Raw genomic sequence first — 24,423 nt, 5'->3', positions numbered from 1 at the left:
CCATGACCGTTACGCGCACGCATCGGCCGCCGCTCCGCTGGGGCAATCTCCTGGTGATGATCGTCCTCTCGATCGGCCTCGCCGCCACGATCCTGCCGTTCGTGTGGATGGTGCTCGGAGCGTTCAAGACGAACGCCGAGATCATGGCACGACCGGTCACGTGGTGGCCCGAGCATCCGACGCTGGACAACTTCACGGCGTGGCTCTTCGAGTTCGACATCGTCCGACCGTTCGTCAACTCGGTGATCCTGGCCGGCGCCACCGTCGCGACGACCCTGCTGTTCTCATCGATGGTCGGCTGGGCGCTGGCGAAGATGAGCTTCCCCGGGAAGAACGTGATCATCGTCGTGGTCCTGTCCACCATGTTCGTCCCCGGGATCGTCACCCTGATCCCGCAGTTCGTTCTGATCGCGAATCTGGGCATGGTGAACACCTACTGGGGGCTGATCCTCCCCGGCATGGTCGGAGCGTTCGGCGTCTTCCTGATGAGGCAGTTCATGCTCGAGATCCCCGACTCCCTGCTGGATGCCGCCCGGATCGACGGAGCAGGGGAGTTCCGGACGTTCTTCCAGATCGTCCTGCCGCTGTGCAAGGCGCCGCTGGCGACGCTCGCGATCTTCACATTCATGGGGTCGTGGAACAGCTTCCTCTGGCCGCTGATCATCTCCCAGGACGATTCGATGTACACCCTCCCGGTATCACTGGCGCTGTTCTCGTCGGATGCCGGTGGGCATGGCACCGAGTACGGACTGCAGATGGCCGGATCGTTCCTCATCGTGATCCCGGTGCTCGTGCTCTTCATCGCGATGCAGAAGCACTTCGTCCAGGGCATCGCGATGACCGGCATCAAATGACCGCACCTTCTCAAAATCCATCCGAAGGGATCCACACCGTATGACTGCATTCACCCCCGCGCCCGACCGATTCCTGTGGGGCGCCGCGACGGCGGCGCATCAGGTCGAGGGAGGCAACGTCAACACGGGGCACTGGGAGCTCGAGTACGCACCGGGGACCACTGTCCCGGAGCCGTCGGGCGACGCCTGCGATTCCTACCACCGCTTCCCCGAAGACATCGGGCTGCTGGCGGAAGCCGGACTCAATGCGTACCGGTTCTCGGTGGAGTGGGCACGCATCGAACCCGAGGAGGGGGTCGTGTCGCGTGCCCAGCTGGATCACTACCGACGCATGATCGACACGTGCCGAGATCGCGGCATCGACCCCGTCGTGACGCTGCATCACTTCACGTTCCCGCGCTGGTGGGAGCATGACGGCGGCTGGTACTCGGACCGCAGCACCGACAGGTTCCGCAGGTTCACCGAGATCTGCACGAGCGTCCTCGACGACGTGGACCGGGTGATCACGATCAACGAGCCGAACATGATGGTCAATCAGACCGAGGCTCGTATCGACACCGAGAACGGCGTCAACTTCCCCGGCCCCTCTCCGTACGTCGCCCGCGCGATCGCGGCCGCGCACCACGCGTCGACCGAGGTGCTGCGTGAGTTCGGCGGGGTGCAATCGGGGTGGTCTGTGGCGAACCAGGTGTTCCAAGCGGTACCGGGCTGGGAGGCGCAGCGCGACGAGTGGCAGTACTGGCGGGAGGACTTCTTCCTCGAGCAGGCGCGAGGAGACGACTTCATCGGCGTGCAGTCCTACTTGCGCACGATCATCGGGCCCACCGATGACGCGGACGGGTTCGGCCCGCAGCCCTGGCCCGAAGGCACGGAGCGGACGCTGACCGGGTGGGAGTACTACCCCGAGGCGCTGGGTCATGCGCTGAGGCACACCCGCGACGTGACCGGCGGCGTCCCGATGATGGTCACGGAGAACGGTATCGCCACCGCCGACGATCGCCGGCGCATCCAGTACACGACGGGCGCGTTGTCGGCGATGGCCGAGGCGATGGCCGACGGCTGCGACGTCCGGGGCTACCTGCACTGGTCGCTTCTCGACAACTACGAGTGGGGGTCGTTCCATCCGACCTTCGGGCTGATCGCCGTGGATCGCGACACGTTCGCCCGCACCCCGAAGCCGAGCCTGGCCTGGCTGGGCGGGCTCGCTCAGCGCAACGTCATTCCGCGGGCCTGACCGCTCGGTCGTTCGCCGGGATCGGGCATCACCTCCGGGCGCTCGATCCCGGCCCGACCGCTCCTGGACCGGAATCGGGAGGAACATCCGGCGATTAGACTGGAGGCATGCCCGAACCGAAAGCCGCGAGCTTCCCGGCCATCCGCGGGGCGCTGAAGTTCTACCAGATCGCTTCCGTGATCACCGGCGTCATGCTCCTGCTCCTGGTCACGGAGATGATCCTCAAGTACACCCCCATCCATCTCGAGCTCTTCGCGGGCGGATCCGGCGGCTTCCTCTGGTTCGCCCCGGTCGTCGAGGGCGTGCACGGAGGGCTGGAGTCCACCGGCAACGGACTGAACCTCTCGATGGGGATCCTGGTCGCGCACGGCTGGTTCTACGTCGTGTACCTGTTCGCATGCTTCCGCGTGTGGAGCCTGATGCGCTGGCCGTTCCTGCGCTTCATCATGCTCGCCCTCGGCGGCGTCGTGCCGTTCCTCTCCTTCATCATGGAGACCCGCGTCGCCCGTGAGGTGAAGGCGTACCTCGTCCGCCGCGAAGCCGCCGACGCCGACCAGTCCTCCTCGACCACTCCCGCCACGGAAGGTGCCCGTTGACCGACATCACTCCCGACACCGAGCAGCGTCCCGCCCTCGTCGTCGACTTCGGTGCGCAGTACGCGCAGCTGATCGCCCGCCGCGTGCGCGAGGCCGGCGTCTACAGCGAGATCGTGCCGCACACCGCGACCGCCGCTGAGATCGCGGCCAAGAATCCGGTCGCCCTGATCCTCTCCGGCGGTCCGTCCTCGGTGTACGAGGAGGGCGCGCCCCAGCTCGACCCCGCCGTGTTCGAACTCGGCGTCCCGACCCTCGGCATCTGCTACGGCTTCCAGTACATGGCGCGCACGCTCGGCGGCGAGGTCGCGAACACGGGCCTGCGCGAGTACGGCGCGACTGACGCGATGATCCCGGTCAACGACTCCACCCTGCTGGGCGGCCAGCCCGCGGAGCAGAACGTGTGGATGAGCCACGGCGACCAGGTCGCCAAGGCGCCGGAGGGCTTCGAGGTGCTCGCCTCGACCGGATCCACCAAGGTCGCCGCGTTCGCCGACGAGGAGCGCAAGCTCTACGGCGTGCAGTGGCACCCCGAGGTGAAGCACTCCGACCACGGCCAGGAGATCATCGAGAACTTCCTGCACAAGGGCGCGGGGCTCCCCGCCGACTGGAACAGCGACAACGTCATCGCCGAGCAGGTCGAGCGCATCCGCGCCCAGGTCGGCGACGCCCGGGTGATCTCCGCGATGTCCGGCGGCGTCGACTCCGCCGTTTCGACCGCGCTCGTGCACAAGGCGATCGGCGACCAGCTCACCGCGGTCTTCGTCGACCACGGCCTGCTGCGCAAGGGCGAGCGCGAGCAGGTGGAGCGCGACTACGTCGCCTCGACAGGCGTGCGCCTGATCACCGTCGACGCGGCCGACACGTTCCTCGGCCACCTCGCCGGCGTGACGGATCCCGAGACCAAGCGCAAGATCATCGGCCGCGAGTTCATCCGCGCGTTCGAGCAGGTGCAGCGCGACCTCGTCGAAGAGGCGAAGGCGTCGGGCGAGAAGGTCAAGTTCCTGGTGCAGGGCACGCTGTACCCCGACGTCGTCGAGTCCGGCGGCGGCGCGGGCACTGCGAACATCAAGTCGCACCACAACGTCGGAGGCCTCCCCGACGACCTCGACTTCGACCTGATCGAGCCGCTGCGCACCCTGTTCAAGGACGAGGTGCGCGCGATAGGCCGCGAGCTCGGGATCCCCGAGGCGATCGTCGGCCGCCAGCCGTTCCCCGGCCCCGGCCTCGGGATCCGGATCATCGGCGAGGTCACCCGCGAGCGCCTGGACATCCTGCGCGAAGCCGACGCGATCGCCCGCGAGGAGCTCACGCTCGCCGGCCTGGACCAGACCATCTGGCAGTGCCCGGTCGTGCTGCTCGCCGACGTGCGCTCGGTGGGCGTGCAGGGCGACGGCCGCACCTACGGCCACCCGGTGGTGCTGCGCCCGGTCTCCAGCGAGGACGCGATGACCGCCGACTGGACCCGCCTGCCGTACGACGTGCTCGCGAAGATCTCGAACCGCATCACGAACGAGGTGCGCGAGATCAACCGCGTCGTGCTCGACGTGACCTCGAAGCCGCCGGCGACCATCGAGTGGGAGTGAACTCCCGTTGAAACGTCGAGAGGGTGCGGTCTTCGGTCCGTGCCCTCTCCGCGTCTCGGCGTCTTCGCACCTCCGCTCGCCGGTCCTTCTGCTCCTGATCGGGCCGTTGTTCCGTTCACCGGTCGCATATTGCGGGTTTGAGCGCGCCAGTGTCGCCGTTTGCGACCAGCGAGCGAAGTAGTTGCGGCCTTGGCAGGTCAGCCCAGGTGCTTCAGCGCCTCGCGCCGGCTCAGCGGGGAGAGGTCGGGGTGCGCGTCAACGAACGTGCGGACCCAGTCCGGATCCGCTCTGGCGTGATCGCGCAGTGCCCAGCCGATCGCCTTGCGGATGAAGAACTCGTCCTCGCCGAGGTTGGCCTCGATCACGTCCGAGAGCAGGGCGTGATCGACGCGGTCCTTGCGCTGCAGCTGCGCGATGATCGCGGCGCGGCGGATCCAGAAGTCCTCGTCATCCGCCCACACGCGCAGTTCCACGGCCAGTTCGGCCGGATGCGTGTCCAACAGGTCGGCGAGGCGGTGCGCGACCTCGTCGACGTGGTCCCACCAGGCGCCGCTGCGGATCATCTCCTCGTGCACGTCCAGCAGATCCAGCCGCCCGCGCAACGGCCGCAGCGCGATCAGCGCCTGCGCCGCGTAGCGCTCCTCGCGGTGCTCGGCTCCGCGCCACAGGTCGAGCGCCGCTTCGCGCAGCTCGTCCGCATCCGTGACCCCGCGCGCGGCCTCCCGGCTGAGGCGGCGGACATCGGGCACCCGCACCCCGAGGAATGGCATCGCCGACTTCATGTAGGCCTGCTGACCGGGGGCGAGGGCAGGATCCGCTGCGTCGCGGAGAACCTCCCGGATGGCGTCGGCGAGCGGCGAAGGGGATGTCACATCAGCAGTGTAGAAATCTTTCGGAGAATCTTCGACGGACTGTCGATCCGGCGTCTTCTCGTTCGACGTCCTGAATGAGAGGGTCGAGACACGACCCCCGAAGAGGAGACAGAGATCATGAAGTTCATGCTGATCATGCGCGCAGACGACCAGGGTGTGCGGGCGTACCAGGACATGCCGTTCGAAGAGGTCATCGCGGCGATGGGCCGGTACAACGAGTCGATGATCAAGGCGGGCGTGCTGCTCGCCGGCGAGGGCCTCACCGACGCCGCCGAGGGCTTCGTAGTGGACTTCTCGGGCGAGACGCCGCTGGTGACGGACGGCCCCTACGGCGAGACGAAGGAGCTGTTCAACGGCTTCTGGATCATCGAGGTGTCCACCCGCGAGGAGGCTGCGGAATGGGCCAAGCGCGCTCCGCTCACCCCGGGCGCCTACCTCGAGGTGCGCCGCGTCACCGAGATGGAGGACTTCCCGGCCGACAACGAGTGGATCCAGAAGGAGGCCGACTGGCGCGAGGAGGCGGCCGCCCGCGCGGCCGAGTGAGGACGATGTCAGCATCCGATTCCGTGGCGACGGCGGGCTCCTCGACGGAGCGCGCCGTCGCCGCGGTATGGCGCATCGAGTCGGCGCGGATCGTCGCGACCTTGACCCGGTTCACCGGCGACTTCGGCCTCGCCGAGGACCTCGCCCAGGACGCGCTTCTGGAGGCGCTCGCGCAGTGGCCCCGTGACGGTGTGCCCGCGAACCCCGCCGCCTGGCTGACCGCGGTCGCCAAGCGCCGCGCGATCGACGGCTGGCGGCGCCGCGAGCGCTACGATGACCGCCTCGCCGTCATCGCGCACGATCTGGAACGCGAGCAGGATGCCGCGCTCGACGCACCACCGTGGGATCCGGACGCGATCGACGACGACGTGCTGCGCCTGGTCTTCATCGCCTGCCATCCTGTGCTGTCGCGCGAAGCACGCGTGGCGCTCACGCTGCGGGTTGTCGGCGGCCTCACCACCGAGCAGATCGCACGGGCGTTCCTCGTGCCGACCGCCACAGTGCAGCAGCGGATCGTGCGCGCCAAGAAGACCCTCGCCGCCGCGAAGGCTCCGTTCGAGGTGCCTCCGCGGCAGGAGCTGCCGGAGCGGCTCAGCGCCGTGCTGGGCGTCCTGTATCTCGTGTTCAACGAGGCGCACGCGGCGACGGCGGGGGAGGATCTGCTGCGTCCCGACCTGGGGCGCGAGGCGATCCGGCTCGCGCGGGTGCTCACCGCCCTGCTGCCGGCCGAGCCCGACGTGCATGCGCTGCTCGCGCTCATGGAGCTCACCGCGGCCCGGTTCCCGGCCCGGGTCGACGCGCAGGGGGATCCGGTCCTCCTCGCGGATCAGGATCGTCGCCTGTGGGATCGCGGCAGGATCGCGCGTGGACGCGCGGCGCTGGCCCGCGCGGACGCGTTCGGCCGGGGCCGGGGCGCCTACGCGCTGCAGGCCGCCATCGCGGAATGCCATGCGGTGGCTCCATCGGTCGAGGCGACCGACTGGCCCACCATCGTGCTGCTGTACGAGGCGCTCGGACGGATCGCGCCGTCGCCGGTCGTGGAGCTCAACCGGGCCGCCGCCGTCGCGATGGCCACGGGCCCCGCCTCGGCGCTGCGCATCATCGACGCCCTCGCCGAAGGCGGCGCACTGCGCGGCTACCATCTGCTGCCCGCCACCCGCGGCGAACTGCTGCTGCGGCTCGGGCGCGCGGACGAGGCACGGTCGGAGTTCGCGGTGGCCGCCGCGCTCGCGGGCAACGACCGGGAGCGCGCGCTGCTCGAGCAGAAGGCGCGCGGCTGAAACGACGAAGGCCGCCCTCCGAGGAGAGCGGCCCTCGTGCGGATCCGGTCCGCGTCAGTTGTTGCCGCGGGCGATCGCGATCATGCGCAGGATCTCGACGTACAGCCAGACGACGGTGACCATGATGCCGAAGCCGCCGAGCCAGCCGTAGACGCGCGGGGCGCCGTTGCGCACACCCTGCTGGATCTGGTCGAAGTCCATCACCAGCGAGTACGCGGCGAGGAACACGACGAGCACGCCGATGATGAGGCCGAGCGGAATGCCGGCGATCTTGGCGCTGTAGAGGCCGAACATCATGTCCTGCGGCAGCACGTTGAAGAGCATGAGCCCGACGTTGAGCAGCGAGAAGACCAGGTAGCCGAGCATCGCGATCATCACGATCTTGGTCATCTTCGCCGAGGCGCGCACCTTGCCGCTGGCGAACAGGGCCAGGGTGACGGCGACGACGGCGATGGTGGCGAGGCTGGCCTGCAGCACGATGCCGGGCCACATCACCTCGAAGAACGCGGAGATGCCGCCGACGAACAGGCCCTCGAACGCCGCGTACGCGAAGATCAGTGCGGGGCGCACCTTCTTGCGCGAGGTGAAGCTGACGACCATCGCGAGCACGAAGCCGCCGAGCGCGCCGACGAGCCACGGCCACAGGGCGATCTTGCTCATCGCAGCGGCGCGCACGTACGGGTCGGTGGTGTCGGGCACCGCGGCGCCGCCGAGGGTGAAGAACCAGCCGATCACTGCGAAGACGAGCAGGATGCCGAACAGGCCCGCGGTCTTCCACACGGTGTCCTCGACGGTCATCCGATCGGTCTCGATCGCGCCCGCGGACGGAGCCGTGTACATCCCCTCCAGGTTCGCGTTGACGGCGGCCTGCTGGGCCGCGGCGAACTGGCCGGCGGGCGGCGGCGGGGCGTACTGCCCGTTCTGGGCACCTGCCTGGGGGCCTCCCGGATAGGTCGCGACAGAGCGCGGATCCTTCTCCTTGAACGCCGGGTTGTTGAACACGAAGTTGCTCATGGTCGGCCTCACTCCTCAGAAGTGGTGGTCATCTTCCCTCTACGATAGCGGCGGATCCTACGAGAGGCACTGCCGTACGCTGAGAGCGTGACCCGACGGATCCCGCTCGACGTCCCCCTGCTCATCGGCCATCGCGGTGCCCCCGGCTATCGGCCCGAGCACACCGCCTCCTCCTACCGCCTGGCGTTCGCGATGGGCGCGGATGCGGTCGAGCCCGATGTCGTCGCCACGGGCGACGGCGTGCTGGTGATCCGGCACGAGAACGAGATCTCCGGCACCACCGACGTCGCGGATCATCCCGAGTTCGCGGATCGGCGCACCACGAAGCGCGTCGACGGCGTGCTGCTCACGGGCTGGTTCACCGAGGACTTCACCTGGGACGAGCTGGCCACTCTGCGCTGCCGGGAGCGGATCCCCGCGCTGCGACCCACGTCCGCGGGCTTCGATGACACCGAGCCGATCCTGCGGCTGTCGGATCTGCTGGCGCTCGTCGCGGAGGCCTCGGCCGAGCACGGGCGGGAGCTCGGCATCGTGCTGGAGATCAAGCACGCCACGTTCTTCGCCGGGGTCGGGCACGACCTGGCAGCGCTGGTCGAGCGCGACCTGCGGGCCGCGGGCTGGGGGTCGGGCGAGCATCCGCTGTGGATCGAGTCGTTCGAGCAGACCGTGCTCGGTGACCTGCGCGGGCGCGGCGTGCAGGGGACGTACGTCTATCTTCTGGAGGCCGAGGGAGCCCCCGCCGACCTCGTCGCGCGGGACGGCGCGGTCGCGTCGGCCTACGCGGAATGCCTCACCCCGACCGGGTTGGACGGCCTGGCCGAGGTCGTCGACGGCATCAGCGTGGACAAGCTGATCCTGCTGCGCAGCACGGGGTGCGAGCTCGTCGCGGAGGCGCATGCGCGCGGACTCGTGGCGTTCACCTGGACTTGCCGCCCCGAGAACGCCTTCCTCGACCGGCGCTACCGTGCAGGCGGCGGCAAGGCCGCATTCGGGGACTACCGCGCGGAGTGGGCGGCGATCGCCGCGACCGGCGTCGACGGCGTTTTCGTGGACCACCCGGACATCGGCCTGGCCGCGTTCCGGGAGTGAGCGAAGGGCATTCCCGGGCGCAGATCCCGTGAGCGGGGCGCGTAGGAACAGAGCAATTCGCGCAACCGGTCACTTTCCTGGGAGTCTCCTATGCTGACCGGATGGACGGAATCGTCGCGGAGGGGATCGGCCGGTCGTTCGGGGGCGTGCACGCGGTGCGCGAGGCGACGTTCCGGGCAGAGTCGGGCAGAGTCACGGGGCTCGTGGGTCCCAACGGAGCCGGGAAGACGACGTTGCTGCTGATGCTCGCGTCGCTGCTCGCGCCGGATCGCGGCCGCATCCGAGTCGGCGGGGTCGATCCGATCGTGGATCCGACCGCGGCGCGTCAGGTGCTGGGCTGGATGCCCGACGCGCTGGGCGCCTGGCCCTCGTTGACCGTGCACGAGAGCATCGTGACCACCGCGCGCCTGCACGGCCTTCCCCGTGCGGACGCGCAGCGCCGGGCGGCGGAGCTGCTGGGCCTCGTGGGACTGGATCCGCTCGCGGCGACCCCGGCCAAGGTGCTCTCCCGCGGGCAGAAGCAGAAGCTCGGTCTCGCGCGCGCTCTGGTGCACGATCCGCAGGTGCTGCTGCTCGACGAGCCGGCCTCGGGCCTCGACCCGGAAGCGCGCGTGCAGTTGCGGGTGCTGCTGCGCCGGCTCGCCGCGGAAGGTCGCACCGTCCTCATCTCCAGCCACGTGCTTTCTGAGCTCGAGGAGGTCGTCGACGACACGGTGTTCCTCGTCGCAGGAACGGTCGTGGATGCGCCTGTGGTGCAGGCGCGGGCGTGGCGGATCCGCATCCTGTCCGACCGGATCCCCGACTCTCCCGAAGGGGGGAGCGCGACGACGGAAGGGGGGAGCGCGACGACGGCCTGCTCGGATCCTCGCGCGAGCGTCGCGGCCGCTCTCGGCGTGGTTCCCGAGTCCCTCGGCATCGATCGAGGCGACGTGCTCGCCGTCTTCGCGGACGACCGGGACGCAGCGGCGGGGCTCGCCCGTCTGGTGGGACAGGGGCTCGCGGTGAGTGCGTTCGCGCCCGCGCAGAGCGAACTGGAGCAGGCGTTCCTCTCCCTCGGAGAGCCGTCCCACGATGGGGGGAGCGCCCGATGAACGCATCGCGCGTCTGGACCATCGCCCGCCTCGAGCTCACGCAGCGGCTGCGCAGCCCCGGCTGGTACATCCTGCTCGGCGTGTTCGCGCTCGTCCTGCTCATCGTCACGGTGCTCGCGCTCATGGCGTTCTCCTTCACTCCGACCGTCGGATCCGGCGCCTACTCCGTGATCGTCATGCTGGTGCTGCTGCTCGTGATGCTGATCTCGCCGACGCTGAGCGGATCGTCGATCAACGGGGATCGCGAAGCGGCGACGCTGGCGAGCCTGCAGATCACTCTCGCCAGCACCGGCGACATCATGCTGGGCAAGCTCCTGGCGGCGATCATCACGGGCGCGGCGTTCCTCGTCGTGGCCGTGCCGTTCCTCGTGGTCTCGATGCTCGTGGGGGCCGTGCGCCCCGACGTGCTGCTGGTGTCGCTGCTCGTGCTCGCCGCGGAGATCGTGATCGTGGCGGCGATCGGCGTCGGCTGGAGCGGGCTGGTCGCACGGCCGCTGTTCTCCGTCGCGAACACGTATCTCGTGGTGGCCGCGCTGTGCGTCGGCACCCTGCTCGCCTTCGGCCTGGCAGGATCCGTGATCCGCACGGATGTCGAGGTGCGCACCCGTGTCTGGGATTCGCAGGACGGGCCGGACTGCGACCGCTGGGAGACGCAGACCGTACAGCAGCCGCGCTTCGACTATGTGTGGGGATTCCTCGCGGCGAATCCGTTCGTCGTGCTCGCCGACGCCACGCCGACGACCTATTCGGCATATGGCTCACCGAATGACATGTTCGGCGGGATCAAGCTCTCGGTGCGCTCCGCGCAGCTTCCTCCGCAGACGCTGAACACCTACGACCCGTGCCTGGCGAGCCCCGACGGTGGGCGCCCGACGGCCGAGGAGATCATCGAATCCACCACGCCGAGCTGGTTCGTCGGGCTCGGGATCCAGATCGTGATCGCCGCGGGCCTCTTCGCGGGAGCGTGGGCGCGCACGCGCACCCCGGCGCGGCGGCTGCCGCCCGGAATCCGGATCGCCTGAGCAGCGCCTCTTCGAGGGAAGGGGCGCCGCGCTCGGCCGGGATCGATGTCGCCGGTCGGACCTAGACTTGTGAGGTCATGAGCGAAGCCCCTTCCCCCGTCATCATTCCGCCCGGATCCTCGTTCGGAGGGGTACGCGGAGCGGCCTCCAGCGCGGCCGACGACCTGCTCGCGGGGCTCAACCCGCAGCAGCTCGACGCCGTCACCTACCGGGGTCAGGCGCTGCTCATCGTCGCCGGCGCGGGGTCGGGAAAGACCAGCGTGCTCACCCGTCGCATCGCCCTGCTGCTGCGCCAGCGCGAGGCCTGGCCCAGCCAGATCCTCGCGATCACCTTCACGAACAAGGCCGCGGGCGAGATGCGCGAGCGCGTGGAGCAGCTCGTCGGGGATTCCGCGCGCGGAATGTGGATCTCGACGTTCCACTCGGCGTGCGTGCGCATCCTGCGCCGTGAAGCGGAGCAGTTCGGCTTCACGAAGTCCTTCACGATCTACGACTCCGGAGACTCGCGTGCGCTGATCAAGCGGCTCGTCAAGGAGCACGAGGCCGACGCGTTCGGCTTCACCCCCGCGGCGATGCAGTCCCGGATCTCCAAGCTCAAGAACGAGCTGCAGGACGCGGAGTCCTACGCCCGGCAGGCGAACATGTCGGATCCGGCGGAGCGCGTCTTCGTCGAGGTGTTCGCCGATTATCAGCGCCAGCTGCAGAAGGCCAACGCCTTCGACTTCGACGACCTGATCGGACAGACCGTGTATCTGTTCCGCGCCTTCCCGCAGGTCGCCGACACCTACCGGCGCCGCTTCCGGCACATCCTCGTCGACGAGTACCAGGACACCAACGCCGCCCAGTATGCGCTGATCCACGAACTCACCCGGCCCGTCCAGGGCAACGCGCCGGAGCCGTATGCCTCCAACGGCATGATGATCTTCGAGCCGGATCCGCACCAGGCGGGCGGTGGGGAGCCCGGTGCGTCGCTCACCGTCGTCGGAGACTCCGATCAGTCGATCTACGCCTTCCGTGGCGCCGACATCCGCAACATCAGCGAGTTCGAGCGCGACTTCCCCGGCGCGAAGGTCGTGCTGCTGGAGCAGAACTACCGCTCCACGCAGAACATCCTGTCGGCGGCCAACGCCGTGATCAGCAACAACTTCGACCGCAAGGACAAGAAGCTCTGGAGCGACAAGGGATCCGGCGACGCGATCGTCGGTTTCACCGGCTACTCGCAGCACGACGAAGCGCAGTTCGTCGCGGATGAGGTCGAGGCCCTGCGCCGTGCCGGCATGCCGTACGGCGAGATGGCGGTCTTCTACCGCACCAACTCGCAGTCCCGGGCGCTGGAGGAGATCTTCATCCGCTCCGCCGTGCCGTACAAGATCATGGGCGGCACGAAGTTCTACGAGCGTGCCGAGATCAAGGACGCCCTCGCCTATCTCGTGGCCGTCGCGAACCCGGCCGACGAGATGGCGGTGCGCCGGATCCTGAACAAGCCGCGCCGCGGCATCGGCGACGTCACCGAGACCTCGATCGCCCGTTTCGCCGAGGAGCACGGCCTGAGCTTCCGCGACGCGCTCGCCCACCCGACCCAGCTCGGTGTGGGCCCGAAGATCCAGGCGGGCATCGCCCAGCTCGACGCCGTGCTGCGCGAGGCGACGGAGATCATGCTCCCCGCCTCCGGTGAGGTGGCGCCGCCCACAGCAGTCGCGGAAGGGCTGACGCTGCTGCTGCAGCAGAGCGGCTACATGGATGCGCTGCGCGCGAGCCGCGATCCGCAGGACGAGGCGCGTCTGGAGAACCTGGACGAGCTCATCGCGGTGACCCGCGACTTCGCGCGCAACAACCCCGAGGGCACGATCGCCGACTTCCTCACCGAGGTCGCCCTCGTCTCCGATGCCGACGACCTCGAGGACGAGTCGGGCGTGGTCTCGCTCATGACGATGCACACCGCGAAGGGGCTCGAGTTCGACGCGGTGTTCGTGACGGGCGTGGAGGAGGACCTCATCCCGCACCGGATCTCCGCGAACGAGCCTGGCGGTCCGCAGGAGGAGCGCCGCCTCTTCTACGTCGGCATCACCCGCGCCCGCAAGCGCCTGCACCTGTCGCTCGCGATGACCCGCGCCCAGTTCGGCGAGGTGTCGGTGGCGATGCCGAGCCGGTTCTTGCAGGAGATCCCCTCGGAGCTCATCGACTGGCGGCAGTCCCCGGGAGATGTGAACTCGCGCGGCGGGATGCAGTCCCGCGCGCTGAACGCCCGACGTCCGGGCGGATCCGGGTCGGGCGGATTCGGCGGTGGATCCGGCTCCGGCGACCGGTTCGCTCCGCGGGCGCTGCCGAAGCGGGACGGGCTCAAGCCGCTGTCGACCGCGATGGACAAGTTCCCGAACCGGGTCACAGCGAAGGTGCGCGACAACGGCGACCTCGACCTCGCCGCGGGAGATCGCATCCGCCACGACGACTTCGGCGAGGGCAAGGTCGAGGCGATCACCGGTGAGGGGGCGAAGCGGATCGCGCACGTGCGCTTCGACGCCGCGGGCCAGAAGAAACTGCTCGTCAAGATCGCGCCGATCGAGAAGATCTGACCCGCTCAGGCCCGCTCCGCGCAGCGTCGGGTTCGACCGTGAGTGCTCCCGGTTTAGGCTGGGGCAATGGGCCTTTTCTCGCGCCGTAAGAAGCAGGACGACGACGTCACGCCGGAGTCCGCTCCCGCCGCTGCAGAGGATGTCGCTCAGCACGACTCGCCGAGCGCGGAAGAGGTCGGGGCCGAGCCGTCGACCGACGCCACCGCCCCGGTCGTGAACGTCTCCGTGCAGGCCTTCCGCGGACTGGGCTCGCCCTCCGGCCCGGCGGTCGCCCCTCCCGCCGAGACCCCCGAGGCCGGCCACGACCTGATCGACCCCGTGGGCGACGAGACGCCGATCGTGCAGGCGCAGGCGCAGGCGCCGTCGGGGCGTCCACCGCTTCCGCTCGCCCCGGCTGACCCTCCCGAGCCGACCGAGTCGATCCCAGGCATGCCCGACAACGTGCTGCTGCGCGAGGCCCTCGCGATGCTCGGGGAGGATGCGAGTCAGGCCGAACTGCTCGGCGTGCTGCGCCAGTCGCTGCAGGGCAACCTGTTCCTGCGCGTGAGCGGAGACGCCGGCGAGCAGATCAAGGAGGGCAAGCCGCTGGCCATCGCGGTCGTCAACGACGGCGAGAACTCCTTCATGCTCGCGTTCAGCTCGGCCGCGGCCGTACGCGACTCCGTGCAGCAGGGCGACGAGGACCCGACAGAGACCTCGGCCGTCGTGCAGCCCGTGCAGGCGGTCTATCAGAACGTCGTCGACGGACCGTTCGCCGGCCTCATCATCGACAACGCCTCCGAGCCGCACCGCGTGGTGTTCCCCTCGGAGATCCTGCAGAAGGCGCTGGAGGAGGCGGATCCCACCTTCGCGGTCAAGGCCCTGCTCGCGGCGCCCCGCGAGGCGGACTCCGAGGCTCGCGTGGCCGAGGCGCTCACCACCGCCCGGCTCTGGGTGGCGGTCAGCGATGTGGACGGCGACGGGCAGTACGGGGTGGCGGAGGCGCACACCGCTGACGGCGCACGTTACCTGCAGCTGTTCAGCCACCCGCTCGAGGTCATCGCGCTCGGCCGTGGCGATCAGCCGCTGCCGTTCACGGCCGAGCAGATCGGCGCCGTGCTCGTGCAGCAGCCCGAGATGAGCGGTGTGCTGGTCGACGCGGCGGGTCCCGCGATCGCGGTGAGCAGGGACGCGCTGGGACCCGTGATCGCCCTCGCGCCGGCGGAGTAGCGGCCGACGCAGAGCGCGTCCTGGCCTCGTTGCGGGCCTCCTCAAGGTCTCTCCTCAAGGTTGTGCAAAGGAAGCCTGAAGACCTGTTCAGTGGTCTTGTCAACCGGTATTCCGGAATCCAGTATGGGAGACATCAGGTCCCATACGACGCAAAGGATTCTCATGGACACCGTGACACCCACCACCCGCAACCGCCGGAAGGTCCTCGCTGTGCTCGCCGGTGGCCTCGTCCTCGGCGTCGGCGCGGCGATCACGCTCGCGGCCTGGAACGACTCCGAGTTCGCGACCGGCACCTTCACCGCCGGCTCCTTCAATCTGCAGGGGTCGACCGACGGCACCACCTATGCCGACCACGCCACGGCACCGGGAGCAGGCCTCACCTTCTCCGCGAACTTCGGCAACATGACGCCCGGCGACAGCGTGTACGCGTCGTACTGGCTGCAGCTCGACAAGAACACGACGAGCCCCGCGACGGTCACACCGGCTCTCGATGCCACGTCCGGCACGGGAACCAACGCATCGGCCATCTCGTACAAGGTCTACTCGGTCCCCAGTGCGACCGCGTGCGACGTGAACGTGGCCACCACGGGCACGCTCATCCTGTCCGGAGCGAACCTCAGCACCGCCACCGGCGCGACCACGTTCCCGCTCGCCAAGGGCACTCCGCCGACGACGGCCGGCGCCGCGCAGAAGCTGTGCTTCGTCGCGACCGCCGGAACCCAGGCGGTGCTGCAGCAGGGTGGCGCCGGAACAGCGGTCTGGAAGTTCACCGCGACCTCGAACTGAGCGCGCCGCGATGCTGACCCGCAGGGGGAGGCGAGCGGCACCGCGCGCCGGCGGGCGGCGGATCCGACTGCTGCGGATCCGCGCCCTGCTCGCCGGCGGGCTCGTGCTCGGCACAGGGGCGACCTCGACGCTGGCGAGCTGGAACGACGCGGAGTACGCGAACGGGACGTTCACGGCGGCGAGGTTCGGCGTCGAAGGGTCGCTCGACGGCACGAACTATTCGAAGCACACCAATTCGAACGCGGCGGCTCTGAGCTTCAGCCCCGCCGTGACCGGGCTGTTCCCGGGTAACACGTCGTACGCGGCGTTCGCCGTCCGCGCGACGAGTGGCTCGATCGCGGGACACGTCCAGATCTCCGCAGGCACTCCGACGGGCGCTCTCTCGGACCTGCGCTACGGCGTACGGACCGTGAGCGCCATGGGGCAGTGCAACGCGGCGAGCTACGCCGGCGGCGGAGCGGTGATCCCGGACGGTTCCACGCTGGGCACCTCTGCCGCTGTCTCGCAGACGCTCGCGGCAGACCGCACACCGGTGTACTACTGCTTCGCCATCTCACTTCCGGTGGGGGCGTCGAACGGCATGCAGGGCCAGGCGATCGCGCAGACCTGGCAGCTCGTCGCGACATCGGGCTGAGCCCTCGGCGGGAACGCCGCCCACCGGATCCATGAACGCACATCCGCCGCACGTCACACAGGGAGAAGGACAGCATGACCGAGATGGGACAGCCGACCACCCGCCGCGCCGCGCGGGAGAACGCGCTGGCGGACGAGGGGCGAGGCGAGCGGGTCGAAGCGCGCAGCACGGCATCGGCGGAGGCGCAGGCGCAGGGGGCGGGTGCCACCGCGGACAACGGTCGGAAGCCCCGTGCCTCGGTTCGCGGAGTGCTCAGCGAGATCCTGCTCTGGGTCGTGGCGCTGGCGGGGCTCATCTGCATCGTCCTGGTGATCCTCGCGTTCACGGCGCACATCACGCTCATCATGTTCCGCACCGGATCCATGGCGCCGACGATCCCGACCGGATCCGTCGCGATCGTGCAGCAGATCCCCGCGTCCGAGGTGCACGTCGGCGACGTCGTGACCGTCGACCGGCCGGGCGAGCTTCCTGTCACGCACCGGGTGCGCGCTGTCGCCGACGGCTCCAAGCATGGCGAGCGTCTCCTCACTCTGCGTGGCGATGCGAACGCGCAGGATGACGTGGCGCCGTATCCGGTCTCGACCGTGCGGATCGTGCGCTTTGCGATCCCCGGACTCGCGCCGGTGATCGTGGCGTTCGGCAATCCGTTCGTGCTCGGAGGGATCACGATCGGCGTCGCGGTCCTCGTGGTCTGGGCGTTCTGGCCGCGCGGTCGTGGTTCCGGGAGAGGTCCGGAGGAAGCACCCGGGCCTCGACGGGAGAGCCATGAGTCGCCGTGACCGTCGTGCCCTGCCTGCTCTCGTCGCGCTGGCGTCTGCACTGCTTCTGATCGGGCCGATGCCCGGAGCCGGGGCGGATCCGGCGACCGAGGTCGTGCAGGGCCGATACGTGCGCATCGTGTCGAGTGCCGATTGGGCGGCGGCTTCGACGATGGGGCCGGGTGTCAGCGTTCGCTGGGATCTGGAGGTGAGCGCAGCTGCGCCGAGTCCTGGCACCGTCCGTGTCGGCATCAGCGCTCTCGGGGACGCGCCGGTCGCGGTCGACGTCCGACTCTGCCCCGTCGCGTGGCAGGGAGAGAACTGCGACCCCGGTTCCCACCTGCTGCGCAGCGGGTGGGGAGTTCCTCGCGACGGACGCACGGTGGAGCTCGACGCGTTCTCCTCCGACGACGTCGCACACGTCCGCCTGGACGTGCGGCTCGCCGATGACCGCGGGGCGGGAGCCACGCAGATCCGCGTCCACGCGGACGGGTTCGGCGATCGGATCCAGACGGGGCCCGGGGCGCAGCTGCCGGCGACCGGGGGATCCCTCCCGCTGCCGGCGATCGTCGCCGGTGGAGTCCTGCTCGTCGCCGCGGCGCTGCTGTCGGTGTTCGCGCGTCGCCGCAGAGGAGGGGACTCATGACCGCCGCGGAGCGCTCGTCGTGGCGACGTCGCGTCCTCGCCGCGCTCGTCGTCGGAGCATGCGCGGCGGCGCTGCTCTGGCCTCGGCCGACCTTGACCGACGCCTCGTACTCGGATGGGGAGTACGTCGCGAGCGGCACCGTGACGGCTGCGACCCTCTCGGATCCGACGAACCTGACGTGCACGCCGACGAAGGCGCTCAACATCCTGACCGGCGTCACCGTGACCTGGCAATCGGCGTATCCGCTGTCGCCGACGACGGCCCCGATCAGCACGCTGACAGCCAACCCGTCCAACTACTCGGCGGCGATCTCCAGCTCAGGGGCAGGACCGTACACCCACACCATGGTTCTCAATCAGGGGCTGCTGGGCGGCATCCTCAACAACGTCCTGGGCAGCACGGTCACTTTCACGGTCACGAATCAGGTGGGTACGAACTGGCATTCGGCGAGTCTGGTCAAGACGCTGACGACAGGCGCACTCGGGGCCAATCCGCACTGCACGTGACGGAGTGAGCGTTGCGCGCGCTCACTCCGCGAGAGCCAGCGCGCGGAACATGTCACGCTCGCGCAGCGCATCCCGGCTGCTGGGTGCGGCCGGTGCGGGCCGCGGAGGGGTCTGGCCTGTCGTGCGGTGATAGAGCTCATCGATCAGGCGCGTGGCGAGCCCGACCAGGCGGCCGATCTCGCGGTCGTCACGGTCGATCCACACCGACTTGGGCTCGTCGTGGATCGGCTGGAAGTCGTCATGCTCCTCCCAGACGAACAGCGTGCGCTCGGCACCGAGCACATGCTGCTGCCACCACACCTGGCGCAGATAGGTGCGGGGGATGGAGCGCCACGACTTGTTGGTCGTCTTGATCTCAGCGAGAAGCACGCGACCGTCCGGCTCCTGCACGATGCCGTCCGGGGTGGCCAGGTGCCGCTTCTCGACCTCGGCGCAGAACAGTGCAGACGAGGGCATGATCCCGTGCGTCGCGGCGACCCAGGCGGCGATCTCCGGTTCGCGACGCCGGCCGTGGTCGGTATAGGCGTTGCCGCCGAACCGGGGCCCCGCGCCGAGCTTGGCATCCGCCGCGCGGGCGATCGACGTCTCGCTCGTGAGCCCGGCGACGTCCGTCGCGGTGATACCGCGCGCCCTGGCCCGCAGCCACGCCACCCGATCGCGGGAATCCGCGATGATGCGCGCTTCGAGTTCCGGGGTCACTCATCGAGGCTACCTCCGCCCGCCGACGCTCCCGACCTGGCACGCCGGGGGATCCCGTGGCGCGGTCCCGTCGCGTGCCCGGCCTCCCGGACTCCGAGTGCACATGCTGTCGGCGAGAGCACACGTTCCTCGCGCGAACAGTGTGTGTGCTCGTCGAGAGCGTGTGCACTCGTCGACCGGAGCGGCGAGCGAGCCTGCGCCCCGCACACGACGAGGTCGCGGGAGGTTCTGCACTGATTGCGGGACTCGGTCCCCATGGTGCAGCGGTCGCGGTACACCATGACGCATGGTCAACGACGTTCTCGAACTCGCACCCGAGCTGCGGTCCCGGCAGGCGCTTCTCTGCGCCGGATGGACGGACCGGGACCTGGCCTCAGCCGTCCGTGACCGCACGCTCCACCAGCTGCGGCGGGGGTGGTACGTCGATGTCGGCGTATGGAAGGTGATGTGGCCCGAGCAGCGCCATCTCATCGAGGTCGTCGCTGCGGCACGGGAGGCCCGCGGTCCGATCGTCATGTCGCACGTCTCGGCGGCTGTCCTCTGGGGTCTGCCGTTGTATCGGATGGCGCCGGATCGCGTCCACATCACGTCCAGCGTTCCGCAACGCGCCTCGAGTAACGTCCGAGTCGAGCGCCACGTGGCGCCGCTCGGGTCGTTCGACACCTCGGTGATCTCTGGGATCCGGTGCACGAGCCTGTCGCGGACCGTCTTCGATCTCGCGCGGTCGATGCCACTGGAGGCGGCGGTCAGCGCCGCAGACGCTGCCGAGCGGATGATGGCGCTCCGAGGGCGGGAGTGGGATCTCGATGCGGTGGAGTCCTGGCAGGCCGGCCTCGCCCAGCGGCTCGAGGAGGCGGCCGGTGCGCGGGGCATCAGGCAGGCGCGCTGGGTGGCAGATTTCGCCGACGGTCGGGCGCAGCTCCCCGGAGAGAGCGTGAGCAGGCTGCGGCTCCACCGGCTGGGTTTCGCGGCACCGCGATTGCAGGTCGGCGTGCCGGCGCCGGACGGGCAGATGTACTTCGTCGACTTCGGACTGGACGATGTGCGCGCATTCGGCGAGTTCGACGGCGAGACGAAGTACCGGGACGAGGCGATGCGCTCTGGACGTTCGATCGAGGACGTCCTGCTCGCGGAGAAGCAGCGCGAGGACTGGATCCGCGGCCGCACGCAGCGGCGCATGGCCCGATGGGGTTCGTCGCACATCCGCACGGATGAAGGCCTGGCGCGGCGTCTCGGCTCGTTCGGCATCTGCCCGCCCTGACTCACGGATTCGTTCCGTCTCTGCGAGCGGCTGGCGTGCGCCGAGTGCACACGCTCTCGCCGAGAACACATCTCCCACGCGCCAACAGCGTGTGGGCTCGTCGAGAGCATGCGCGGTCGGCGGAATGCAGGAGGCAAGCACGGGAGACGAGTGGGGAGGTGGCGGGTGGCCGCGTGTCTGACCGGGATCCTGTGGCGGCAGCTCTTCTCGATTTGGGCGAGGGGGCAGGATGCCGTAGTCTTGACGTAACCGAAGACCGCTGGTCATCGTCGTGTGCGCGAGCATGAGGCGATCGAAGCACTGCCGGATCCTGGATCCGATCAGCAGAGGCCCGCGCAGGTGTCACGAACGATCTCCAGATCCTGGATCACGCTCCGTGCGCTTGCGCCGGAGCGTTTTTGTTTGCCTGCAGAGCGCGGCGGTCGAGGTCGGTGCTCCACCGCCGTGGAGCATCCCGTACTCATCAAGGAGTGACCATGGCGCAGAAGGATGCATCGGTCGCCGAGCTCACGAAGAATTTCGAGGACTCGAACGCCGTCCTGCTGACCGAGTACCGCGGTCTGACGGTTGCCCAGCTCAAGCAGCTGCGCAACAACATCCGTCAGGACGCGAGCTACGCCGTGGTGAAGAACACGCTGACCAAGATCGCCGCGAACAACGCGGGGATCACGGCGCTGGACGACGACCTCAAGGGTCCGTCGGCCGTCGCGTTCGTGCACGGCGACTTCGTCGCCACCGCCAAGGCTCTGCGTGACTTCGCCAAGGCGAACCCGCTTCTCGTGATCAAGGGCGGCATCTTCGAGGGCAACGCCCTGAGTGCCGACGAGGTCAACAAGTACGCCTCGCTGGAGAGCCGTGAGGTTCTGCTTGCGAAGGCCGCGGGCATGATGAAGGCGACGATGGGCAAGGCTGCGGCCACCATCGACGCTCTTCGCGAGAAGCTGGAGACCGCTGAGGCTGCCTGAGCCTCCCCGGTCTTTTCCCAAAAACCCCATCTATTAGGAGAAACATCATGGCGAAGCTCACCACTGAGGAGCTGCTCGACCAGTTCGCTGGTCTGACCCTTGTCGAGCTCAGCGAGTTCGTGAAGGCGTTCGAGGAGAAGTTCGACGTCACCGCTGCTGCTCCCGTCGCCGTCGCCGGCGCTGCGGGTGGCGCTGGTGCTGCCGAGGCCGAGGAGGAGAAGGACTCGTTCGACGTCATCCTCGAGGCTGCCGGCGACAAGAAGATCCAGGTCATCAAGGTCGTCCGCGAGCTCACCTCGCTGGGCCTCGGCGAGGCCAAGGCTGTCGTCGACGGTGCCCCGAAGGCCGTCCTCGAGGGCGCCAACAAGGAAGCTGCCGAGAAGGCCAAGGCTTCCCTGGAAGAGGCCGGCGCGACGGTCACCCTCAAGTAAGGTCCGTCGAGCGAGGCGCAAGGCGCCTCTCCTCGCGTTCCGACGCTGCGAAGGCCCCGGGTTCTCCCGGGGCCTTCGTGCGTCTCTGGCAGATCCGGCTCGTCGAGCTCGTCGAGCGGCTCGGCAGCAGGTCAGCGGGCGGTTTCCAGGCGTGGGACCGCCGTCGACTGGCGGGCCACCAGTGTCGCCGGCGAGATCACGTGCTCGAGGGGCGCGTCGGTGTCCTGCATCCGCGCCTGCAGCAGGCGAACCGCCTCGATGCCCTGCTCCCGTGGGTTCTGCCGGATCGTGGTGAGGCTGAACATCTCGGCGTAGCGGTGGTCGTCGATCCCGATCACGCTCAGCTCGCTGGGTACGCCGATGCCGAGGCGCTGCGCGGCGATGATCGCGCCCACGGCCGCCTCGTCGCACACAGCCGCGATCGCGGTGGGGCGGTGACGACGATCGGCGAGCAGTGCTGCGGCCGTGGCGAATGCCTCGGGGATCGTGGACGTCGTGCGCACCGCGCGGATCCGGTGCTCGAGCCCGGCGGTGGTCATCGCCTGGCGGTAGCCGTCCAGGCGCTTGTGCTCGCCGTAGCTGAAACGGTCGCCGTCCAGCGCGTCGCCGAGGAACGCGATGTCCTCGTGGCCGAGGTCGATCAGATGCTCCGTGGCGACCCGTGCGGCCGCCACATCGTCGATCGTGACGGTGTCGGCCCCCTCGGTGAACGGTCCGACCGACACGAGCGGCAGCCCGATGCCCGCCAGGCGTTCCAGCTCGTGCGCTCCCGGCTGGAGGCAGACGGCGATGATGCCGTCGAAGCGGCGACCGGCCAGGGCGTGATCGAGCATTCGGGCGCGCTCGGCGCTGCCTTCCGCGGCGCCGTAGAGCGCGAGGTCGAGGCCGTCGGCGATGAGCGCCTGCTGGAGGCCGGCGAGCAGCTCGGCGAAATACCATCGGTCGGCCATCGGCATGATGACGCCGATCGTCGAGGTGCGCCCTGTGGCCAGGCTCGACGCGCTGGAGTGCGCGGAGTAGGCGAGTTCCCGTGCGGCGCGCTCGACGCGTTCCCTCGTCTCTGCGGACACGTAGCCGTTCCCGCTGAGCGCGCGACTGGCCGTCGATTTCGCCACGCCCGCCCGCAGTGCGACGTCGATGATCCCGGTCACGGCGTGTCCTCCTCGAAACGGATCCCCTCACCATAGCGATATCTCACACACTATGGAACCGGTTCCTTGAAAGCGCTCCCATGGATCCGGCCCCGCGACGAGCCCGGTTACCCAGTTGTGATCCGACGCACGTTGCGCAATGGGTACGAGGGTCACTAGTGTCGCCTGGAAGCGGTTCCTGAAGGAGCCCCCAGCGCTGGGGAACTCGACCCCGCGAATTCGAAGGAGAAAACGTATGGGAATGTCTCAGCGACGTCGCCTGATCGCGCCTCTGGCGCTGCTTGCGGTGTCCGGACTCGCGCTCGCGGGCTGTGCCGAAGGCGGCTCGTCCGGCGGTGGGGATTCGTCCGGCAAGGGGGAGACCGTCAAGATCTCCGGCGGTATCACCGGATCCGAGGCGGATCTGCTGAACAAGTCCTTCGACCAGTTCACGAAGGACTCCGGCATCAAGGTCGTCTACACGGGTGACAAGGGCTTCGAGGGCAACATCGTCACCAAGGTGTCCGGTGGTAGCGCCCCGGACATCGCCATCGTGCCGCAGCCGGGTCTGCTGAAGAGCCTGGTCGGCACCGGTCAGGTCAAGGAGGCCCCTTCGGAGGTCTCCGCCAACGTCGACAAGAACTGGTCGAAGGACTGGAAGACGTACGGCACCATCGACGGCAAGTTCTACGCCGCCCCGATGCTTGCCAACGTCAAGGGCTACGTCTGGTACTCGCCGGCGAAGTTCAAGGAACTCGGCGTCGAGGTGCCGAAGACCTGGGACGACCTGCTGGCACTCACCAAGACGCTTCAGGAGAAGACCGGTGCCGCTCCGTGGTGCGCGGGCTTCGCCTCGGGTGACGCCTCCGGCTGGCCGGGCACCGACTGGATCGAGGACCTCGTGCTGCGTCAGAGCGGCACCGACGTCTACGACAAGTGGGTCGCGGGCGACGTCAAGTTCACCGACCCGCAGATCAAGCAGGCCTTCGACGCGGTGGGTTCCATCCTGCTCGACCCGAACTACGTCAACGCGGGCTTCGGCGACGTGAAGAGCATCAACTCGACCGCGTTCGCGGACGTCGCGGCCAAGGTCGCCGACGGCACCTGCCTGATGACGCACCAGGCCTCGTTCCTCTCGTCGAACTTCCTCGACGTGAAGACCAAGGCGGGCGCCGCGCCGAAGGTCGCCCCCGACGGCGACGTGTACGCGTTCGTGCTCCCCGGCGTCAAGGAGGGTGAGAACACCATCGAAGGCGGCGGCGAGTTCGTCGCAGGCTTCACCGACAGCGCCGCGACCAAGAAGGTCCTGGAGTTCATGTCCTCGCCCGAGTTCGCGAACGCCCGCGTCAAGCTCGGCGGCGTCATCTCGGCCAACAAGAACGCGGACGCCTCGCTGGCATCCAGCCAGTTCCTGCAGGACGCGATGAAGACGCTGCAGGATCCCAAGACCACGCTGCGTTTCGACGCGAGCGACCTGATGCCGGCCACCGTCGGTTCGGGCTCGTTCTGGAAGGGCATGGTCAGCTGGGTCGACGGAAAGCCGACGGATCAGGTCCTGAGCGACATCCAGGCCGGCTACAAGAACTAGTCTGAGTACCACCTGAGAGGCTGCGGGGTCGTCCGCCATCGCGGGCGGCCCCGCAGTCG

The 24,423-nt window shown here is 69.0% G+C and carries 24 protein-coding genes; 20 read left to right on the top strand and 4 right to left on the bottom strand.

Annotated features, from left to right (window positions below):
• Nucleotides 1–2: 2 nt before the first annotated feature.
• From ACTJI8_RS13355 to guaA, 4 genes are all read left to right on the top strand, one after another.
• The gene (locus ACTJI8_RS13355) at nt 3–854 is read left to right on the top strand and encodes a carbohydrate ABC transporter permease (RefSeq protein WP_440733919.1); all 852 of its coding nucleotides are present in this window, start codon (nt 3–5) and stop codon (nt 852–854) included.
• Between the two features lie 40 nt (nt 855–894).
• Nucleotides 895–2,088 carry a glycoside hydrolase family 1 protein gene (locus ACTJI8_RS13350; RefSeq protein ID WP_440733918.1) on the top strand — a complete coding sequence of 398 codons (1,194 nt, stop codon included), beginning with the start codon at nt 895–897 and terminating at the stop codon, nt 2,086–2,088.
• A gap of 107 nt (nt 2,089–2,195) precedes the next feature.
• Nucleotides 2,196–2,684 carry a DUF3817 domain-containing protein gene (locus ACTJI8_RS13345; protein WP_440733917.1) on the top strand — a complete coding sequence of 163 codons (489 nt, stop codon included), beginning with the start codon at nt 2,196–2,198 and terminating at the stop codon, nt 2,682–2,684.
• Between the two features lie 5 nt (nt 2,685–2,689).
• Nucleotides 2,690–4,267, top strand: coding sequence for a glutamine-hydrolyzing GMP synthase (gene guaA, locus ACTJI8_RS13340; RefSeq protein WP_440734093.1), 1,578 nt, complete (start codon nt 2,690–2,692; stop codon nt 4,265–4,267).
• Between the two features lie 197 nt (nt 4,268–4,464).
• Here the strand turns inward: guaA and ACTJI8_RS13335 are convergent, their stop codons facing one another.
• The gene (locus ACTJI8_RS13335) at nt 4,465–5,139 is read right to left on the bottom strand and encodes a DNA alkylation repair protein (protein ID WP_440733916.1); all 675 of its coding nucleotides are present in this window, start codon (nt 5,137–5,139) and stop codon (nt 4,465–4,467) included.
• A gap of 117 nt (nt 5,140–5,256) precedes the next feature.
• Between ACTJI8_RS13335 and ACTJI8_RS13330 the strand changes: the two genes are divergently transcribed.
• Together ACTJI8_RS13330 and ACTJI8_RS13325 are read left to right on the top strand one after the other, a co-directional pair.
• On the top strand, nt 5,257–5,682 hold the full coding sequence (locus tag ACTJI8_RS13330; RefSeq protein ID WP_440733915.1) for a YciI family protein: 426 nt from the start codon (nt 5,257–5,259) through the stop codon (nt 5,680–5,682).
• A 5-nt stretch (nt 5,683–5,687) separates the two neighbouring features.
• Entirely contained in the window at nt 5,688–6,962 is a 1,275-nt protein-coding gene (locus tag ACTJI8_RS13325) for an RNA polymerase sigma factor (protein WP_440733914.1), read from the top strand.
• 54 nt (nt 6,963–7,016) lie between these two features.
• On the opposite strand, the gene ACTJI8_RS13320 is transcribed toward ACTJI8_RS13325, so the two are convergent.
• Nucleotides 7,017–7,976: a Bax inhibitor-1/YccA family protein gene (locus ACTJI8_RS13320; protein ID WP_440733913.1), complete on the bottom strand. Its 960-nt coding sequence runs from the start codon at nt 7,974–7,976 to the stop codon at nt 7,017–7,019.
• A gap of 87 nt (nt 7,977–8,063) precedes the next feature.
• On the opposite strand from ACTJI8_RS13320, the gene ACTJI8_RS13315 reads away from it, so the two are divergent.
• From ACTJI8_RS13315 to ACTJI8_RS13270, 10 genes are all read left to right on the top strand, one after another.
• A complete protein-coding gene (locus ACTJI8_RS13315) occupies nt 8,064–9,065 on the top strand; it encodes a glycerophosphodiester phosphodiesterase family protein (RefSeq protein WP_440733912.1) in 1,002 nt (333 codons plus the stop codon).
• A gap of 101 nt (nt 9,066–9,166) precedes the next feature.
• On the top strand, nt 9,167–10,156 hold the full coding sequence (locus ACTJI8_RS13310; RefSeq protein WP_440733911.1) for an ABC transporter ATP-binding protein: 990 nt from the start codon (nt 9,167–9,169) through the stop codon (nt 10,154–10,156).
• Entirely contained in the window at nt 10,153–11,178 is a 1,026-nt protein-coding gene (locus tag ACTJI8_RS13305; protein ID WP_440733910.1) for an ABC transporter permease, read from the top strand. Before ACTJI8_RS13310 ends, ACTJI8_RS13305 begins: the two co-directional genes overlap by 4 nt.
• Before the next feature lie 77 nt (nt 11,179–11,255).
• Nucleotides 11,256–13,751, top strand: a complete 2,496-nt coding sequence (locus tag ACTJI8_RS13300) for an ATP-dependent helicase (protein ID WP_440733909.1) — start codon at nt 11,256–11,258, stop codon at nt 13,749–13,751.
• A gap of 66 nt (nt 13,752–13,817) precedes the next feature.
• Nucleotides 13,818–14,960: an SseB family protein gene (locus tag ACTJI8_RS13295; protein WP_440733908.1), complete on the top strand. Its 1,143-nt coding sequence runs from the start codon at nt 13,818–13,820 to the stop codon at nt 14,958–14,960.
• Nucleotides 14,961–15,122: 162 nt separating this feature from the next.
• The gene (locus tag ACTJI8_RS13290) at nt 15,123–15,746 is read left to right on the top strand and encodes a SipW-dependent-type signal peptide-containing protein (RefSeq protein WP_440733907.1); all 624 of its coding nucleotides are present in this window, start codon (nt 15,123–15,125) and stop codon (nt 15,744–15,746) included.
• A gap of 10 nt (nt 15,747–15,756) precedes the next feature.
• Nucleotides 15,757–16,380: a SipW-dependent-type signal peptide-containing protein gene (locus tag ACTJI8_RS13285; protein ID WP_440733906.1), complete on the top strand. Its 624-nt coding sequence runs from the start codon at nt 15,757–15,759 to the stop codon at nt 16,378–16,380.
• Nucleotides 16,381–16,454: 74 nt separating this feature from the next.
• Nucleotides 16,455–17,159, top strand: a complete 705-nt coding sequence (locus ACTJI8_RS13280) for a signal peptidase I (RefSeq protein WP_440733905.1) — start codon at nt 16,455–16,457, stop codon at nt 17,157–17,159.
• Nucleotides 17,146–17,784 carry an LPXTG cell wall anchor domain-containing protein gene (locus ACTJI8_RS13275; RefSeq protein ID WP_440733904.1) on the top strand — a complete coding sequence of 213 codons (639 nt, stop codon included), beginning with the start codon at nt 17,146–17,148 and terminating at the stop codon, nt 17,782–17,784. Before ACTJI8_RS13280 ends, ACTJI8_RS13275 begins: the two co-directional genes overlap by 14 nt.
• The gene (locus ACTJI8_RS13270; protein WP_440733903.1) at nt 17,781–18,290 is read left to right on the top strand and encodes a hypothetical protein; all 510 of its coding nucleotides are present in this window, start codon (nt 17,781–17,783) and stop codon (nt 18,288–18,290) included. The genes ACTJI8_RS13275 and ACTJI8_RS13270 overlap by 4 nt, the downstream gene beginning before the upstream one ends.
• 21 nt (nt 18,291–18,311) lie before the next feature.
• Here the strand turns inward: ACTJI8_RS13270 and ACTJI8_RS13265 are convergent, their stop codons facing one another.
• The gene (locus ACTJI8_RS13265; protein WP_440733902.1) at nt 18,312–18,989 is read right to left on the bottom strand and encodes a YqaJ viral recombinase family protein; all 678 of its coding nucleotides are present in this window, start codon (nt 18,987–18,989) and stop codon (nt 18,312–18,314) included.
• A gap of 286 nt (nt 18,990–19,275) precedes the next feature.
• Here ACTJI8_RS13265 and ACTJI8_RS13260 point away from each other — a divergent pair, with 286 nt between their 5' ends.
• From ACTJI8_RS13260 to rplL, 3 genes are all read left to right on the top strand, one after another.
• Nucleotides 19,276–20,250, top strand: coding sequence for a hypothetical protein (locus ACTJI8_RS13260; RefSeq protein ID WP_440733901.1), 975 nt, complete (start codon nt 19,276–19,278; stop codon nt 20,248–20,250).
• A gap of 476 nt (nt 20,251–20,726) precedes the next feature.
• A complete protein-coding gene (gene rplJ / locus ACTJI8_RS13255) occupies nt 20,727–21,215 on the top strand; it encodes a 50S ribosomal protein L10 (RefSeq protein ID WP_045273388.1) in 489 nt (162 codons plus the stop codon).
• Nucleotides 21,216–21,262: 47 nt separating this feature from the next.
• The gene (gene rplL, locus ACTJI8_RS13250; protein WP_045250549.1) at nt 21,263–21,646 is read left to right on the top strand and encodes a 50S ribosomal protein L7/L12; all 384 of its coding nucleotides are present in this window, start codon (nt 21,263–21,265) and stop codon (nt 21,644–21,646) included.
• Nucleotides 21,647–21,777: 131 nt separating this feature from the next.
• Here the strand turns inward: rplL and ACTJI8_RS13245 are convergent, their stop codons facing one another.
• On the bottom strand, nt 21,778–22,797 hold the full coding sequence (locus ACTJI8_RS13245) for a LacI family DNA-binding transcriptional regulator (RefSeq protein ID WP_440733900.1): 1,020 nt from the start codon (nt 22,795–22,797) through the stop codon (nt 21,778–21,780).
• 235 nt (nt 22,798–23,032) lie between these two features.
• Between ACTJI8_RS13245 and ACTJI8_RS13240 the strand changes: the two genes are divergently transcribed.
• Nucleotides 23,033–24,364 carry an ABC transporter substrate-binding protein gene (locus ACTJI8_RS13240; RefSeq protein WP_440733899.1) on the top strand — a complete coding sequence of 444 codons (1,332 nt, stop codon included), beginning with the start codon at nt 23,033–23,035 and terminating at the stop codon, nt 24,362–24,364.
• The last annotated feature ends 59 nt before the right edge of the window (nt 24,365–24,423 follow it).

Origin of the sequence: Microbacterium sp. 22303 (assembly GCF_052045265.1) — a bacterium.
In the GTDB taxonomy this organism is placed as follows: Bacteria; Actinomycetota; Actinomycetes; order Actinomycetales; family Microbacteriaceae; genus Microbacterium.
This window is presented reverse-complemented; position numbering and strand designations above follow the sequence as displayed.

Excerpts from the sequence above, each read along its gene's own strand:
- ACTJI8_RS13355 (WP_440733919.1), top strand. The coding sequence starts at position 3 with ATGACCGTTACGCGCACGCATCGGCCGCCGCTCCGCTGGGGCAATCTC.
- ACTJI8_RS13290 (WP_440733907.1), top strand. The coding sequence starts at position 15,123 with ATGGACACCGTGACACCCACCACCCGCAACCGCCGGAAGGTCCTCGCT.
- ACTJI8_RS13295 (WP_440733908.1), top strand. The coding sequence starts at position 13,818 with ATGGGCCTTTTCTCGCGCCGTAAGAAGCAGGACGACGACGTCACGCCG.
- ACTJI8_RS13350 (WP_440733918.1), top strand. The coding sequence starts at position 895 with ATGACTGCATTCACCCCCGCGCCCGACCGATTCCTGTGGGGCGCCGCG.
- ACTJI8_RS13345 (WP_440733917.1), top strand. The coding sequence starts at position 2,196 with ATGCCCGAACCGAAAGCCGCGAGCTTCCCGGCCATCCGCGGGGCGCTG.
- ACTJI8_RS13280 (WP_440733905.1), top strand. The coding sequence starts at position 16,455 with ATGACCGAGATGGGACAGCCGACCACCCGCCGCGCCGCGCGGGAGAAC.
- ACTJI8_RS13325 (WP_440733914.1), top strand. The coding sequence starts at position 5,688 with ATGTCAGCATCCGATTCCGTGGCGACGGCGGGCTCCTCGACGGAGCGC.
- ACTJI8_RS13275 (WP_440733904.1), top strand. The coding sequence starts at position 17,146 with ATGAGTCGCCGTGACCGTCGTGCCCTGCCTGCTCTCGTCGCGCTGGCG.
- rplJ (WP_045273388.1), top strand. The coding sequence starts at position 20,727 with ATGGCGCAGAAGGATGCATCGGTCGCCGAGCTCACGAAGAATTTCGAG.
- ACTJI8_RS13305 (WP_440733910.1), top strand. The coding sequence starts at position 10,153 with ATGAACGCATCGCGCGTCTGGACCATCGCCCGCCTCGAGCTCACGCAG.
- ACTJI8_RS13285 (WP_440733906.1), top strand. The coding sequence starts at position 15,757 with ATGCTGACCCGCAGGGGGAGGCGAGCGGCACCGCGCGCCGGCGGGCGG.
- ACTJI8_RS13310 (WP_440733911.1), top strand. The coding sequence starts at position 9,167 with ATGGACGGAATCGTCGCGGAGGGGATCGGCCGGTCGTTCGGGGGCGTG.
- ACTJI8_RS13320 (WP_440733913.1), bottom strand. The coding sequence starts at position 7,976 with ATGAGCAACTTCGTGTTCAACAACCCGGCGTTCAAGGAGAAGGATCCG.
- ACTJI8_RS13300 (WP_440733909.1), top strand. The coding sequence starts at position 11,256 with ATGAGCGAAGCCCCTTCCCCCGTCATCATTCCGCCCGGATCCTCGTTC.
- ACTJI8_RS13270 (WP_440733903.1), top strand. The coding sequence starts at position 17,781 with ATGACCGCCGCGGAGCGCTCGTCGTGGCGACGTCGCGTCCTCGCCGCG.
- ACTJI8_RS13330 (WP_440733915.1), top strand. The coding sequence starts at position 5,257 with ATGAAGTTCATGCTGATCATGCGCGCAGACGACCAGGGTGTGCGGGCG.
- ACTJI8_RS13240 (WP_440733899.1), top strand. The coding sequence starts at position 23,033 with ATGGGAATGTCTCAGCGACGTCGCCTGATCGCGCCTCTGGCGCTGCTT.
- rplL (WP_045250549.1), top strand. The coding sequence starts at position 21,263 with ATGGCGAAGCTCACCACTGAGGAGCTGCTCGACCAGTTCGCTGGTCTG.
- ACTJI8_RS13260 (WP_440733901.1), top strand. The coding sequence starts at position 19,276 with ATGGTCAACGACGTTCTCGAACTCGCACCCGAGCTGCGGTCCCGGCAG.